We start from the raw sequence: 13,742 nt of genomic DNA on the forward strand, positions 1-13,742 counted from the left end.
GCGCGGGGACCAGCGCATAGGCTGGCGGCCATGACGTGGCTGATCACAGGCGGAGCGGGGTACATCGGGGCACATGTGGCGAGGGCCATGGCCTCGGCGGGGGAACGGGTCGTCGCCCTCGACGACATTTCGACGGGGATCGCGGGGCGGCTTCCCGCGGACATCCCGCTGGTGCGCGGCTCGTTCGCGGACCGGGCGCTGCTGGACCGGGTGCTCACGGAGCACGCGGTGAGCGGTGTGGTGCATCTCGCGGCGCGGAAGCAGGTGGGTGAGTCCGTCGAGAAGCCGCTGCTGTACTACCGGGACAACGTCGCCGGGCTGACCGTTCTGCTGGAGGCCGTGGTCGCGGCGGGCGTGCGGCGCTTCCTCTTCTCCTCCTCGGCCGCCGTCTACGGCGTACCGGATGTCGACCTGATCACCGAGGAGACGCCGTGCTCCCCGATCAACCCGTACGGCGAGACCAAGCTCACCGGTGAGTGGCTGGTGCGGGCGACGGGCCGGGCGCACGGGATCTCGACCGCCTGTCTGCGGTACTTCAACGTGGCGGGGGCGGCCGAACCGGAGCTCTCGGACACCGGGGTCTCCAACGTCGTCCCGATGTTCTTCGACCGGCTGACGCGCGGTGAGGCTCCGCGGATCTTCGGCGCCGGCCATCCGACGCCGGACGGCACCTGCGTCCGTGACTACATCCATGTCGCCGATCTGGCCGAGGCGCATCTCGCCGTCGCGCGGCACCTGGACGCGCGGAGTCCGGGCGGGCCCGAGGGCGGCGATCTGACGGTGAACATCGGCCGGGGCGAGGGCGTCTCGGTACGGGAGCTCACCGCCCTGGTCGCGGAGGTCACCGGTCACCGGGTGGAGCCGGTGGTCGAACCGCCGCGGCCCGGCGACGCGGCGAGGGCCGTGGCCTCGGCCGCCCGGATGACCGAGGAGCTGGGGTGGACGGCGCGCCGCGGAGTGCGCGAGATGGTCGAGTCGGCCTGGGAGGGCTGGTGCCTGCGCCACCCGGAGGCCCGCGCCCAGTAACCCGCGAACGATCACGTCACGGCTCTGACCTGGGAAGCATTTGCGCAGGTCAGAGCATATGACAACGGTGTTCAGTCCCGTGTTGCCGGATACCCCCCACCCGTAGTTCACTGGCTTCACCGGGCGATCCGCGTCCGCGTCGCAGCACTGACCTGGAGGCATTTTCATGGGGGCTGCCCACGATCACGGACACACGCACGGCGGGCCGCCCCCGACGGGCACGGCGGCCGCCGCGTACCAGGGGCGGCTGCGGATCGCCCTGGGGATCACGCTGAGCGTGATGGTCATGGAAATCGTCGGCGGGGTGCTGTCCGACTCGCTCGCCCTGATCGCCGACGCGGCCCATATGGCGACCGACGCACTGGGCCTGGGCATGGCCCTGCTCGCGATCCACTTCGCCAACAAGCCGGCCGGTCTCAACCGCACCTTCGGCTTCGCCCGCGCCGAGATCCTGGCGGCGCTGGCCAACTGTCTGCTGCTGCTCGGCGTCGGCGGGTTCCTGGTCTTCGAGGCCGTCGAGCGGTTCATCACCCCGGCCGACACCAAGGGCGGCCTGGCCATCGCCTTCGCCGCGGTCGGCATGGTGGCCAACCTGATCTCCCTGTCCCTGCTGATGCGCGGACAACAGGAGAGCCTCAATGTGCGGGGCGCCTATCTGGAGGTCCTCGCCGACACCCTCGGTTCGGTCACGGTGCTCGTGTCCGCGGGCATCATCATGGCCACCGGCTGGCAGCCGGCCGACCCGATCGCCTCGCTCGTCATCGGCCTCATGATCGTCCCCCGTACGGTCAAACTGCTGCGGGAGACCCTGAACGTGCTGCTGGAAGCGGCCCCCAAGGGCGTGGACATGGGCGAGGTGCGCGCCCACATCACCGCGCTGCCCGGCGTACTGGGCGTCCATGACCTGCACGCCTGGACGATCACTTCGGGGATGCCGGTGCTCTCCGCGCATGTGGTGGTGCACCAGGAGATGCTGGACTCGATCGGACACGAGAAGCTGCTGCACGATCTGCAGGGCTGCCTCGGCGATCACTTCGACGTGGAGCACTGCACCTTCCAGCTGGAGCCGAGCGGGCATGCGGAGCACGAGGCGAAGCTCTGCCTCTGAAGTCTCTGAGGCCGCTGAGGCCGCTGAGGCCGCTGAGGCCGCTGAGGCCGCTGAGGCCGCTGAGGCCGCTGAGGCCGCTGAGGCCGCTGAGGCCGCCGCAGGGCCGGGGGCGGAGGCTGTCGCGGCCCCTCGGACCGCTCGGGTGCCCGGGGGCGGCGGTGCTACGGTTCCCGGGTGAGACGTTTCGAGTCTCGCATTCACGTTTTCGCAGTGGCGCGAAACCCTTTCCCGAGAGGAGCTGAGGTTGATGTCTGTCGCGACGACGGCTGCCCGGCGCAGCAATCGGTCCTTCCTCATCTCCCGGGTTCCCGGCTGACCCCGACGTCACCACGTCGCCGCGTCGGCCGGAGCCCCCTCACAAGGGTTTCCCACGTTGACCGACCACATCGACGCCTCGCACGATGACGCACGTACCGAGGCGTTCTTCTCCCTGCACCACCGTCTTCCCCGGCAGAGCCCCGGCTCCGACGCCACCACGCGCCGGCTCCTGGGCCTGGCCGGACCCCTGCCCGCCCGTCCGCGCGTCCTCGACCTGGGCTGCGGCCCCGGCCGGGCCGCCCTGCTGCTCGCCGCCGAGGCGGGCGCAGAGGTGACGGCGGTGGACCTGCACGAGCCGTTCCTCGACGAGCTGCGCACCGCGGCCGAGGCCCGCGGTCTCGGTGACCGTGTGCGTACCGTCAAGGCCGATATGGGCGACCTCACCGGTCCCGACTTCCCGGCCGGGTCGTTCGACCTGGTCTGGGCCGAGGGCTCGGCGTACTGCATCGGCTTCGACAACGCCGTACGCGACTGGCAGCGGCTGCTCGCCCCCGGCGGCACCCTGGTGATCTCCGAATGCGTCTGGACCACCGATACGCCCACCGAGCGGGCACGTGCCTTCTGGGAGCGGCACGGTGCGACGCTGCGCCCGGTGCCGGCCACCACGGCGGCGGCCGTCGACGCCGGCTGCCATGTCCTGGCGGCCCTCATCCAGCCCGAGAGCGACTGGGAGGAGTACTACGTCCCGCTCGCCGAGCGGGTCGCGGCCGCCGATTCCGCGGCTCCCGGCATGGCGTGGGCGCTGGCGTCCACCCGTGAGGAGCTGGACATGCGGCGCGAGCACGGCACGGAGTACGGCTATGCCGCCTATGTGCTGCGCCCCGCCGATCCGCGCTGGCCGGTCCGTCCCGAGTCGGCGGCGGACCGTGGAGCGGTGCACGCGGTCAACGCGGCGGCGTTCGAGACCCGGGCCGAGGCCGATCTGGTGGACGCCCTGCGGGCCGACGCCGACGCGTGGCTGCCGGGCCTGTCGTACGTCGCGCAGAGCCCGGACGGTCAGGTCGCCGCGTACGCCCTGCTGACCCGGTGCCGGGTCGGTGACGCTCCGGCGCTCGCGCTGGCCCCGGTCGCGACCTCGCCCGCGTACCAGCGGCAGGGCGCGGGCCGGGCCGTGGTGCGGGCGGTGCTGGACGCGGCCCGGGTGCGGGGTGAAGCGCTCGTGCTGGTGCTCGGCCATCCCGAGTACTACCCGGAGTTCGGTTTCGTACCGGCGTCCCGTCACGGGATCAGGCCGGCCTTCGAGGTGCCCGACGAGGCGATGATGGCCCTGGTCCTCGATGATGCGGTGCCCGTGCCGGCGGGCGCGATCCGGTACCCGGCGCCCTTCGGCGTCTGACGCCTCGTCCGCCCCCGCCGCGCCGTCCTGGCGCGGCGGGGGCGGACATGCGGGACCCGCAGTACGGACAAGCGGCTTTTGTGCGGCAGACTTGACCGGACTCCAGGGGTCCGGCGCACGAGGCCGGGGACCAAAGCGAAGGATGGGTATGCCGACCACACCAGCCACCGCGACGCACAGCTCGTCGAACGGCACAGCAGAAGCGATCATGCTCGAACTGGTCGACGAGAACGGCACCACCATCGGCACCGCGGAGAAGCTCGCCGCTCATCAGGCTCCCGGTCAGCTGCACCGCGCGTTCTCCGTGTTCCTCTTCGACGAGAAGGGGCGGCTGCTGCTCCAGCGCCGCGCGCTCGGCAAGTACCACTCCCCCGGTGTCTGGTCGAACACCTGCTGCGGCCATCCGTACCCGGGTGAGGCGCCGTTCGCGGCGGCCGCCCGGCGCACGTACGAGGAGCTGGGGATCTCGCCCTCGCTCCTCGCCGAGGCGGGCACCGTCCGCTACAACCACCCCGACCCGGCCTCGGGTCTGGTGGAGCAGGAGTTCAACCATCTCTTCGTGGGGATGGCCCAGGAGCCGCCGAAGCCGGATCCGGAGGAGGTCGGCGAGACGGCCTTCGTGACCGCCGCGGAGCTGACCGAACAGCATGCCGAGGCGCCGTTCTCGGCCTGGTTCATGACGGTGCTCGACGCGGCGCGGCCCGCGATCAGAGAGCTGACGGGGCCGTCCGCGGGCTGGTGACACCCCGCGCGCGGTACGGGGCGGTCAGAGCTGCGTCCTCAACGGCAGCGCCGCCCAGATGATCTTGCCGCCGCCCGCGGTGTGCTCCACGTCGCAGGTACCGCCCGCCTCCGCGGTGATCTCCCTGACCAGCAGCAGCCCCCGGCCGCCCGTCTGGGCGTGGTCGGTCTCCAGCGCGGTGGGCCGGTAGGGATGGTTGTCCTCCACCGACACCCTGATCCAGTCGGCGCCGATCGCCACCTCGACGGCCAGTTCGGGCGAGAGCAGCGCGGCGTGCTTGACCGCGTTGGTGACCAGTTCCGAGACGATGAGCAGCAGCCCCTGGAGGATGTCGTCGCCGAGCGGCACACCCTGCCGGTCCAGCAGGTCGCGCACGGCATGCCGGGACTGCGGCACGGACACGTCGACGGCGGGGGCGGTGAAACGCCACACCCCTTCGTACGACGCGGGATGGGCCGGGACACTCCCGCGGCTCTCCATAAGACCGGCACCCGCTCTCGACTCGCACATCACTGACCGTCGAGTAAAGAGTGTTCGGAATCGCACGGTCCGACCCATGCCACTGATCAGAAGTAGTCGACTATCGACGTCATTTGATCGAACAGGCAGGACAGTGACAGCTGCGGGACTATTTCTCATCTTTTTCTGATGTCTTGCCCGGACCGTCCCGGTCCGTCTCCGGCGCCATCCGCTCCGAGACCAGACCGACGATGCGCCGGCCGCCCACCCCGATGGCGATCAGGCCGAGACCGTCGAACAGCAGGGCCAGCGAGAAGAAACAGCCCAGCACGTACAGGCTGCTGTGCGGCCAGTCGAACAGCACCAGCAGCCCCAGCAGCAGTCCGAACGCGCCCTGCAGCAGCGTCCAGCCGAACTGCGGGCCGCGCACCACGACGCTGCCGACCAGCCGGAACACCCCGCCGGTCAGGAAGAGCAGCGCGGCGAACATGGTCAGCGCCTCGGCCGTGCCGTGCGGATGACGGATCACGACCACTCCGGCCGCGAGGTTCAGCGCGGCCACCACGACACCCAGCCAGAAGTAGTTGGTGCCGCGGGACTGGACCGCGTGCAGCAGTCCGACCAGACCGCCGACGAGCAGCAGCCAGCCGAAGAGCAGCATCGAGGTGAGGGTGGCGACGCCGGTGTAGACGAGGCCGACGATCCCCGCGACGACGAGCACGGCCCCGAGCAGGGCGAGCCCGCTGAAACTCCGGCTGAGCCTCTTGCCTTCGACTCCGGGACCGGCCATCGACAGCTCCCTACGGTGCGTGCCCGCTTCGTGACCCCTTCCTTGATCATAGATTCGAACGGTACGGATAGCATCCGGCGCATGGACCGTATGGACAGCGGGGAACGCGGGACCCGGCCGGAGGCGCGGCTGGAACACGGTGTCGCCGACGGCGTCGCCACCGTCGTCATCAGCAACCCCGCCAAGCGCAATGCGATGACGGCCGCCATGTGGCAGGCCCTGCCGGATCTGCTGGGGCGGCTGGCGGCCGATCCCGCCGTGCGCGTCCTGGTGCTGACGGGGGCCGGGGACACCTTCTGCGCCGGAGCGGACATCTCCTCGCTCCGGGACTCCTCCGGTGATCCGCAGGTGCTCGCCGTGGCGGCCGAGGAGGCGCTGGCCGCGTTCCCGCTGCCGACGCTCGCCGCGGTGCGCGGGTACTGCGTGGGGGGCGGCAGTCAGCTGGCGGCCGCCTGCGACCTGCGGTTCGCCGAGGAGGGCGCGTCGTTCGGGGTCACCCCGGCCAAGCTCGGAATCGTCTACCCCGCGTCGTCCACGCGACGGCTGGTCTCCCTGATCGGCCCGGCGGCCACCAAGCACCTGCTGTTCTCCGGCGAACTGATCGATACGCGGAGGGCGCTGCGGTGCGGTCTCCTGGACGAGGTGCTGCCGCCCGGCGGGCTGGACCGGCGGGTCGAGGCGTACGTACGGATCCTGGCGTCCCGCTCGCGGCTGACGCAGGCGGCGGCGAAGGAGTTCGCCGCGGGGCGCGAGGACCGGGACGGGTACTGGGCGGAGCAGGCACGCGGAAGCGGCGACACCGCGGAGGGGGTCGCCGCCTTCCTGGAACGCCGCGCGCCCCGGTTCACCTGGACGACAGGGGCTGCCGGAGGTGCTCCTACCGGAAGGTGAACCGGCTGTTGGCGCGGAACTCCGCGACCAGCGCGGCCGGGGCCTTGTCCGGCGATCCGGCGTCGTAGGGCGGTTGCGGGTCGTACTCGGTGAGCAGCTGTACGGCCTGGGCGTGCTCGTCGCCCGCGATCCGGCCGAGCAGGGTGAGGCCCATGTCGATCCCGGAGGAGACCCCCGCGGCGGTGACGTACTTGCCGTCGAGGACGACGCGTTCACCGGTCGGCTCGACGCCGAACTCCTTCAGGATGTCCAGGGCGAGCCAGTGCGAGGTGGCCCGCCGGCCCGTCAGCAGACCGGCCGCCGCCAGCAGCAGCGAGCCGGTGCACACGGAGGTCGTCCAGGTGCTGGTGGCATCGACGGCGCGCAGCCAGCCGAGCAGCGCCTCGTTCTCCATCTGGTCGCTCTGGCCGGGCCCGCCGGGCACGATCACGACATCGGGTGCGGGGACCTCGGCGAGGGTCTTCGCCGCGACGAGTTCGAGGCTTCCGCTGTCGTTGCGCACGGGACCGGTCCGTTCGGCGACGAACACGGTCTCGGCGCCGGGGGTGCGGCTGAGGATCTCGTACGGTCCCACCGCGTCCAGGGCGGTGAAGCGGTCGAAGAGCAGGATGGCGATCTGCACGGTCGTGGCCTTTCGTTCTGTCAGTCGGTGGCTGCTGAGGTGCGGAAGCGGCGGCGGTATTCGGACGGCGCCGTTCCGAGGGCTTTGACGAAGGCGCGGCGCATGGCCTCCGGGGTGCCGTACCCGCTGGCCCGCGAGACTCCGGTGACGCCTTCCGCGGTGTCCTCCAGGAGCCGTCGGGCGTGCTCCAGGCGCACTTGGTCGACGTACCGGCCCGGTGTCAGACCGGTCTCCGCCCGGAAGGCGCGGGCGAAGTGGCGGGGCGAGAGACTGGCCCGGTGCGCCAGCGCCTCCACGCAGAGATCGCCGTCGGGGTTCTCGGTGATCCAGTGCTGGACGTCCCGCAGGGGCTCGCGGCCGGCCGTCTGGGCGGTGAGCTGGGCGCTGAACTGGGCCTGATTGCCCGGTCGCCGCAGGAACACCACGAGATGGCGGGCGACGGTGAGCGCGACGTCGCGGCCGTGGTCCTCCTCGACCAGGGCGAGCGCGAGATCGATGCCCGCGGTGACGCCCGCCGATGTGGCCAGCTTCCCGTCGCGCACGAAGATCGGGTCCGGGTCCACCCGGACGGCCGGGAAGTCGCGGGCGAGCTGCTCGCAGTAGTTCCAGTGCGTGGTCACCCGGTGGCCGTCCAGCAGGCCCGCCCCGGCCAGCAGCAGGGCGCCGGTGCACACCGAGACGAGCCGCTCCGCGTGCGGTGCCGTCGTGCGCAGCCAGTCGGTCAGGGCCGGGTCGGCGCCGCGGGTGCCGTGTCCGCCGGGGACCAGGAGGGTGTGCGGCGCGGCGGCATCGGCGAGGCGGCTGTCGGGAAGGAGGGTGAGCCCGCTGGTGCAGCGGACCGGGCCGCCGTCGAGCGAGGCGGTGCGCAGCTCGTACGGAATCCCGGTGACGAGGGAGGCTCCGGCGAAGACCTCCACCGGGCCGCTCACATCGAGGCTCTGGACGCCGTCGAAGAGAACGACGAGTACGGATCGCTGCTTCATGGGTGCCATCCTGGGCGACGTGCGGGATGGCCGCAATGACGTGTTCCCCACCTTTCCTGCCACGGCGGAACGGCCCGCGCCGGGCGGCGGCGCCGGACTCTCCCGGGGGTTCCGCAACGTACTAACCAGTCGGTAACGTGCGGGCATGAGTACTCTGCCGCCCCGCGCCGGACGCCGCTGTCACCACGCGCTGAACCCGTTCCACTCGACCGTCTACTTCTCCCCCGACCTCGGCAAGGAGTTCGGGGAGCTCGGCATCGACGATGCGAGCGCCGCCTACTTCGCCGCCCGCGGCGCCGCGCTGGGAGCGGTCGGCGCGGGTACGGTCACGGCGACCTTCTACAACTTCAACCATGAGCTGGTGGCCCGTCATGTGCCCGCCGTCTGGTCGGCCGCCACGCCCGCGGCGGTCCTCGACGCCCGGCTGCGGGCCGTCGACTCGACGCTGCGCCGGCTGCTCGGGGAGGAGACCCTCGCCTCCGCCGAGCTGGCCGAGGCGGCCCGGCTCGCGCTGCGCGCCACCGAGGCGTGCACCCGACACGCCCGGCCGTTGTACGCCGCCCACGCGGATCTGCCGGTGCCCGAGCAGCCGCATCTGGCGTACTGGCACGCCGCGACCCTGCTGCGCGAACACCGCGGCGACGCCCATGTCGCCGCCCTGCTCGCCGCCGGTCTCGACCCGGTCGAGGCCCTGGTCAGCCACACCGCGACCGGCAAGGGCATGCCGCCGCGCTGGATCCTCGCCACCCGGGGCTGGCGCCGCGACGACTGGGACGCCGCGGCCGAGCGGCTGCGCGGCCGCGGTCTGCTGGACGGCGAGGGCGGGTTGACGGAGTCCGGCGTGGCCCTGCGGGCGGAGCTGGAGGAGGCGACGGACCGGATGGACGCCGCACCGTACGAGCATCTGGGCGCGGCCGGTGTGGAGCGTCTGACGGAGCTGGGGCGCGGCTTCCTGTTCTCGGCGGCCACGGCGGGCGCGTTCCCCGAGGACCTGACCGGCAAGGGCTGAGCGCGCCTTCGGGCCGTGTTCGTGGAGGGCGCGCGACACGGCCCCCGGCCACCCGGCACAATGCAGGCGAACGGGACCACCCCGTAACAGCGTGCAGCGGTAGGAGCGGAAAGCTCTGTGCACGGCCAGCACAGCCAGTACAGCCAGTACGAGAAGGCGAGTCGGGAAAACCGTGACGACGTCCATCGAAGGCAGGATCGCCGAGGAGCTCGGCGTACGTGAGCGCCAGGTGAAGGCGGCCGTCGAGCTGCTCGACGGCGGGTCGACCGTGCCGTTCATCGCGCGCTACCGCAAGGAAGCGACCGAGATGCTCGACGACGCGCAGTTGCGCACGTTGGAGGAGCGGCTGCGGTATCTGCGGGAGCTGGAGGAGCGGCGCACGTCGATCCTCGACTCCGTACGTGAGCAGGGCAAGCTCGACGAGGCGCTGGAGGCGCGGATCCGGGCCGCCGACACCAAGGCGCGTCTTGAGGACATCTATCTGCCGTTCAAGCCGAAGCGCCGCACGAAGGCGCAGATCGCCCGTGAGGCGGGGCTCGGACCGCTGGCGGACGGGCTGCTCGGCGACCCGTCGGTGGACCCGCTCGTGTCCGCCGCCGCGTTCGTCGACGCCGACAAGGGGGTCGCGGACCCGGCGGCGGCACTGGAGGGCGCCCGCTCCATCCTCACCGAGCGCTTCTCCGAGGACGCCGATCTGACCGGTGAGCTGCGCGAGCGCATGTGGTCGCGCGGGCGGCTCGCGGCGAAGGTCCGGGAGGGCAAGGAGGAGGCGGGCGCGAAGTTCGCCGACTACTTCGCCTTCTCGGAGCCGTTCACCGCACTGCCCTCGCACCGGATCCTCGCGATGCTGCGGGGCGAGAAGGAGGACGTGCTCGACCTGGTCCTGGAACCCGAGGAGCCCTCGGAGGCGGACCGGCCCGGTGCGTCCGCCTACGAGAACATGATCGCCCGCCGCTTCGGCGTCGCCGACCGCGGCCGCCCCGGCGACAAGTGGCTCGGCGACACGGTGCGCTGGGCATGGCGGACCCGGATCCTGGTGCACCTCGGCATCGATGTGCGGCTGCGGCTGCGTACGGCGGCGGAGGACGAGGCGGTACGCGTCTTCGCGTCGAACCTGCGCGATCTGCTGCTCGCCGCCCCGGCCGGGACACGGGCCACGCTGGGGCTCGACCCCGGTTTCCGTACGGGCGTCAAGGTCGCCGTGGTCGACGCGACCGGCAAGGTCGTGGCCACCGACGTCATCCACCCGCATGTCCCGGCCAACAAGTGGGACCAGTCGCTGGCGCAGCTGGAGCGGCTGGCGAAGGCGCACGATGTCGATCTGATCGCGATCGGCAACGGCACGGCGTCCCGCGAGACGGACAAGCTTGCCGGTGAACTCATCGACAAGCACCCCGAGTTGAAGCTCACCAAGGTGATGGTGTCGGAGGCGGGCGCCTCCGTGTACTCCGCTTCGGCGTTCGCCTCGCAGGAACTGCCCGACATGGACGTGTCGTTGCGCGGCGCCGTCTCGATCGCACGGCGTCTGCAGGACCCGCTGGCCGAGCTGGTGAAGATCGACCCGAAGTCGATCGGGGTCGGCCAGTACCAGCACGACCTGTCCGAGGTGAAGCTGTCGCGTTCGCTGGACGCGGTGGTCGAGGACTGTGTGAACGGTGTCGGAGTCGACGTCAACACCGCCTCGGCGCCCCTGCTTTCGCGGGTCTCCGGGATCAGCTCCGGACTCGCCGAGAACATCGTCGCGCACCGGGACGGCAACGGCCCCTTCCGTTCCCGCAAGGCGCTCAAGGACGTGGCACGGCTCGGCCCGAAGGCGTACGAGCAGTGCGCGGGCTTCCTCCGGATCCGTGACGGCGACGACCCGCTGGACGGGTCGAGCGTGCACCCCGAGGCGTACCCCGTGGTGCGGCGGATGGTGAGGACGACGGGCGGCGAGGTCGCCTCCCTGATCGGGAACGCGACCGCGCTGAAGTCGCTGCGGGCGGCCGACTTCGTGGACGACACCTTCGGTCTGCCCACGGTGACCGACATCCTGAAGGAGCTGGAGAAGCCGGGCCGCGACCCGCGCCCGGCATTCCGGACGGCCACGTTCAAGGAGGGCGTCGAGAAGCTCGGCGATCTGTCTCCCGGGATGGTGCTGGAGGGCGTCGTCACGAACGTCGCCGCGTTCGGCGCGTTCGTCGACATCGGTGTCCACCAGGACGGTCTGGTGCATGTCTCGGCTCTGTCGAAGACGTTCGTGAAGGACCCGCGGGACGTCGTGAAGCCCGGGGACATCGTGAAGGTCAAGGTCATGGACGTCGACATTCCGCGCAAGCGGATCTCGTTGACGCTGCGGCTGGACGACGAGGACCGACCGGCCGCGGGCTCCGGTTCCGGGCAGTCGGGGCAGGCCGGTGGCCGGGGCGGCCGGCCGCCGAAGCAGCGGCAGGGGCAGGCGCAGGGCCAGCAGCAGGGCGGCGGTCAGGCGGCGCGCGGCGAGCGCGGTCGGGACGGCCAGGGCGGTCGGGACCGGCGCGGTGGTGGCGGTGCGCCTCGCGGCGGGGGCGGTGCCGCTCGTGGTGGCACGGGGGCTCCCGCTCCGGCCAACAGCGCGATGGCCGACGCGCTGCGGCGGGCCGGGCTGACGGATCCGCAGCAGGGCGGCCGGAAGCGCTGAGTCCGGCGGGGGCGGGGTGGGGACGGGCCGCTGTGCGCGGCACTGTCCCACCCCGCCCGGTCACCACCGCGCCCCTTCGCCCCCGCGTTCCTTCACGGGACGGGGGCCGGCCCCTCAGAGTTCCTTGACGCCGCCGTCGGCCACCTCGACCCGCCGGGTCGTCCGCACCGCTTCCAGCATCCGCCGGTCGTGCGTGACCAGCAGCAGCGTGCCGGTGTACGACTCCAGCGCCGATTCCAGCTGCTCGATCGCGGGCAGGTCCAGGTGGTTCGTCGGCTCGTCGAGGACGAGGAGATTGACGCCCCGGCCCTGGAGGAGGGCCAGGGCCGACCGGGTGCGTTCGCCCGGGGAGAGGGTCGTCGCCGGGCGCATCACATGCTCCGCGCGCAGGCCGAACTTGGCGAGCAGGGTGCGGACCTCGGCCGGCTCCGTGTCGGGGACCGCCGCGCAGAACGCCTCCAGCAGCGACTCCGCGCCGAGGAACAGCTTCCGTGCCTGGTCGACCTCACCGACCACCACTCCCGAGCCGAGCGTGGCGTACCCGGAATCCAGCGGCAGCCGGCCCAGGAGGGCGGCGAGGAGGGTGGACTTGCCGGCACCGTTGGCCCCGGTGATGGCGACCCGGTCCGCCCAGTCGATCTGGAGCGATGCCGGGCCGAACGTGAAGTCGCCGCGCACGACCTGTGCGTCGCGCAGGGTGGCGACGACCGATCCGGAGCGGGGAGCGGTGGCGATCTCCATCCGCAGGTCCCACTCCTTGCGCGGCTCGTCGACGACATCGAGCCGCTCGATCATGCGCTGCGTCTGCCGTGCCTTCGCCGCCTGCTTCTCGCTCGCCTCGCTGCGCGCGTTACGGCCGAGCTTGTCGCCGTCGGTGGCCTTGCGCCGGGCGTTCCTGACGCCCTTGTCCATCCAGGAGCGCTGCATATGGCCGCGGGCTTCGAGGGCGGACCGCTTGCCCGCGTACTCCTCGTATCCCTCGCGGGCGTGCCTGCGGGCCGTCTCGCGCTCCTCCAGGTAGGCCTCGTAACCGCCGCCGTACAGGTTGATCTGCTGCTGGGCGAGGTCGAGTTCGAGGACCTTGGTGACCGTACGCAGCAGGAACTCGCGGTCGTGGCTGATGACGACCGTACCCGCGCGCAGTCCGGCCACGAAGCGTTCGAGGCGTTCCAGACCGTCCAGGTCGAGATCGTTGGTCGGCTCGTCGAGCAGGAAGATGTCGTAGCGGGACAGGAGGAGCGAGGCGAGTCCGGCGCGGGCCGCCTGGCCGCCGGAGAGTGCCGTCATCGGGAGATCGAGGCCGATGGTCAGCCCCAGGTCGGCGGCGATCTCCTCGGCCCGCTCGTCCAGGTCGGCCCCACCGAGGGCGAGCCAGCGCTCCAGGGTGTCGGAGTACGCGTCGTCCGCGCCCGGCGCCCCGTCGACCAGGCCCTGCGTCGCGGCGTCCATCGCGCTCTGGGCGTCGGCGACCCCCGTACGGCGGGCCAGGAACTCCCGCACGGTCTCCCCCGGGCGCCGCTCGGGCTCCTGCGGGAGGTGCCCGACCGTGGCGGTGGGCGGGGAGAGCTTCAGCTCCCCCTCCTCGGGCCGGTCGAGCCCGGCGAACAGACGGAGGAGGGACGATTTACCGGCGCCGTTGACTCCGACGAGACCGATCACATCACCGGGTGCGACCACGAGGTCGAGCCCGGCGAAGAGTGTGCGGTCGCCGTGTCCGGCGGCGAGGTCCTTGGCGACGAGGGTGGCAGTCATCAGGGCTCGATAGTAATCGGCGACCGGGCCGCCGGTCAGCCCGGCCC

Annotated in this window: 12 protein-coding genes; 7 read left to right on the forward strand and 5 right to left on the reverse strand. The window is 71.9% G+C overall.

Annotated features, from left to right (window positions below; all coding sequences use genetic code 11):
* Window positions 1–30: 30 nt before the first annotated feature.
* The 4 genes from galE to idi all read left to right on the forward strand — a co-directional run bounded on the left by galE (window position 31) and on the right by idi (window position 4,530).
* Entirely contained in the window at window positions 31–1,026 is a 996-nt protein-coding gene (gene galE, locus A6A29_RS10460) for a UDP-glucose 4-epimerase GalE (RefSeq protein WP_073719749.1), read from the forward strand.
* 166 nt (window positions 1,027–1,192) lie between these two features.
* Window positions 1,193–2,134 carry a cation diffusion facilitator family transporter gene (locus A6A29_RS10465; protein ID WP_073719750.1) on the forward strand — a complete coding sequence of 314 codons (942 nt, stop codon included), beginning with the start codon at window positions 1,193–1,195 and terminating at the stop codon, window positions 2,132–2,134.
* 373 nt (window positions 2,135–2,507) lie between these two features.
* A complete protein-coding gene (locus tag A6A29_RS10470; protein WP_073719751.1) occupies window positions 2,508–3,788 on the forward strand; it encodes a bifunctional class I SAM-dependent methyltransferase/N-acetyltransferase in 1,281 nt (426 codons plus the stop codon).
* 148 nt (window positions 3,789–3,936) lie between these two features.
* Window positions 3,937–4,530, forward strand: a complete 594-nt coding sequence (gene idi / locus A6A29_RS10475) for an isopentenyl-diphosphate Delta-isomerase (RefSeq protein ID WP_073719752.1) — start codon at window positions 3,937–3,939, stop codon at window positions 4,528–4,530.
* A gap of 24 nt (window positions 4,531–4,554) precedes the next feature.
* Here idi and A6A29_RS10480 read toward each other — a convergent pair whose 3' ends face one another.
* Both A6A29_RS10480 and A6A29_RS10485 read right to left on the reverse strand, forming a co-directional pair.
* Window positions 4,555–5,010 (reverse strand): ATP-binding protein, encoded by a 456-nt coding sequence (locus A6A29_RS10480; RefSeq protein ID WP_073719753.1) that lies wholly within the window; start codon window positions 5,008–5,010, stop codon window positions 4,555–4,557.
* Between the two features lie 148 nt (window positions 5,011–5,158).
* Window positions 5,159–5,779, reverse strand: a complete 621-nt coding sequence (locus A6A29_RS10485) for an HdeD family acid-resistance protein (RefSeq protein WP_073719754.1) — start codon at window positions 5,777–5,779, stop codon at window positions 5,159–5,161.
* Between the two features lie 90 nt (window positions 5,780–5,869).
* Here A6A29_RS10485 and A6A29_RS10490 point away from each other — a divergent pair, with 90 nt between their 5' ends.
* Window positions 5,870–6,670 (forward strand): enoyl-CoA hydratase/isomerase family protein, encoded by an 801-nt coding sequence (locus tag A6A29_RS10490; RefSeq protein WP_073719930.1) that lies wholly within the window; start codon window positions 5,870–5,872, stop codon window positions 6,668–6,670.
* Here A6A29_RS10490 and A6A29_RS10495 read toward each other — a convergent pair.
* Both A6A29_RS10495 and A6A29_RS10500 read right to left on the reverse strand, forming a co-directional pair.
* Window positions 6,657–7,292: a DJ-1/PfpI family protein gene (locus tag A6A29_RS10495; protein ID WP_073719755.1), complete on the reverse strand. Its 636-nt coding sequence runs from the start codon at window positions 7,290–7,292 to the stop codon at window positions 6,657–6,659. The two genes, A6A29_RS10490 and A6A29_RS10495, sit on opposite strands and share 14 nt — an antisense overlap.
* 20 nt (window positions 7,293–7,312) lie before the next feature.
* The gene (locus A6A29_RS10500; protein ID WP_073719756.1) at window positions 7,313–8,275 is read right to left on the reverse strand and encodes a GlxA family transcriptional regulator; all 963 of its coding nucleotides are present in this window, start codon (window positions 8,273–8,275) and stop codon (window positions 7,313–7,315) included.
* Between the two features lie 145 nt (window positions 8,276–8,420).
* On the opposite strand from A6A29_RS10500, the gene A6A29_RS10505 reads away from it, so the two are divergent.
* Together A6A29_RS10505 and A6A29_RS10510 are read left to right on the forward strand one after the other, a co-directional pair.
* Entirely contained in the window at window positions 8,421–9,284 is an 864-nt protein-coding gene (locus A6A29_RS10505; protein ID WP_073719757.1) for an SCO6745 family protein, read from the forward strand.
* A 172-nt stretch (window positions 9,285–9,456) separates the two neighbouring features.
* A complete protein-coding gene (locus tag A6A29_RS10510) occupies window positions 9,457–11,943 on the forward strand; it encodes a Tex family protein (protein ID WP_073719758.1) in 2,487 nt (828 codons plus the stop codon).
* Between the two features lie 114 nt (window positions 11,944–12,057).
* Here the strand turns inward: A6A29_RS10510 and A6A29_RS10515 are convergent, their stop codons facing one another.
* Window positions 12,058–13,695 carry an ABC-F family ATP-binding cassette domain-containing protein gene (locus A6A29_RS10515; protein WP_073719759.1) on the reverse strand — a complete coding sequence of 546 codons (1,638 nt, stop codon included), beginning with the start codon at window positions 13,693–13,695 and terminating at the stop codon, window positions 12,058–12,060.
* Between the last annotated feature and the right edge of the window lie 47 nt (window positions 13,696–13,742).

The organism is Streptomyces sp. TSRI0281 (assembly GCF_001905125.1).
In the GTDB taxonomy this organism is placed as follows: Bacteria; Actinomycetota; Actinomycetes; order Streptomycetales; family Streptomycetaceae; genus Streptomyces.

Bases quoted from the DNA above. Each gene is read 5' to 3' on its own strand.
- A6A29_RS10465 (WP_073719750.1), top strand. From the start codon at position 1,193: ATGGGGGCTGCCCACGATCACGGACACACGCACGGCGGGCCGCCCCCG.
- A6A29_RS10505 (WP_073719757.1), top strand. From the start codon at position 8,421: ATGAGTACTCTGCCGCCCCGCGCCGGACGCCGCTGTCACCACGCGCTG.
- galE (WP_073719749.1), top strand. From the start codon at position 31: ATGACGTGGCTGATCACAGGCGGAGCGGGGTACATCGGGGCACATGTG.
- A6A29_RS10490 (WP_073719930.1), top strand. From the start codon at position 5,870: ATGGACAGCGGGGAACGCGGGACCCGGCCGGAGGCGCGGCTGGAACAC.
- A6A29_RS10515 (WP_073719759.1), bottom strand. From the start codon at position 13,695: ATGACTGCCACCCTCGTCGCCAAGGACCTCGCCGCCGGACACGGCGAC.
- A6A29_RS10500 (WP_073719756.1), bottom strand. From the start codon at position 8,275: ATGAAGCAGCGATCCGTACTCGTCGTTCTCTTCGACGGCGTCCAGAGC.
- idi (WP_073719752.1), top strand. From the start codon at position 3,937: ATGCCGACCACACCAGCCACCGCGACGCACAGCTCGTCGAACGGCACA.
- A6A29_RS10480 (WP_073719753.1), bottom strand. From the start codon at position 5,010: ATGGAGAGCCGCGGGAGTGTCCCGGCCCATCCCGCGTCGTACGAAGGG.
- A6A29_RS10485 (WP_073719754.1), bottom strand. From the start codon at position 5,779: ATGGCCGGTCCCGGAGTCGAAGGCAAGAGGCTCAGCCGGAGTTTCAGC.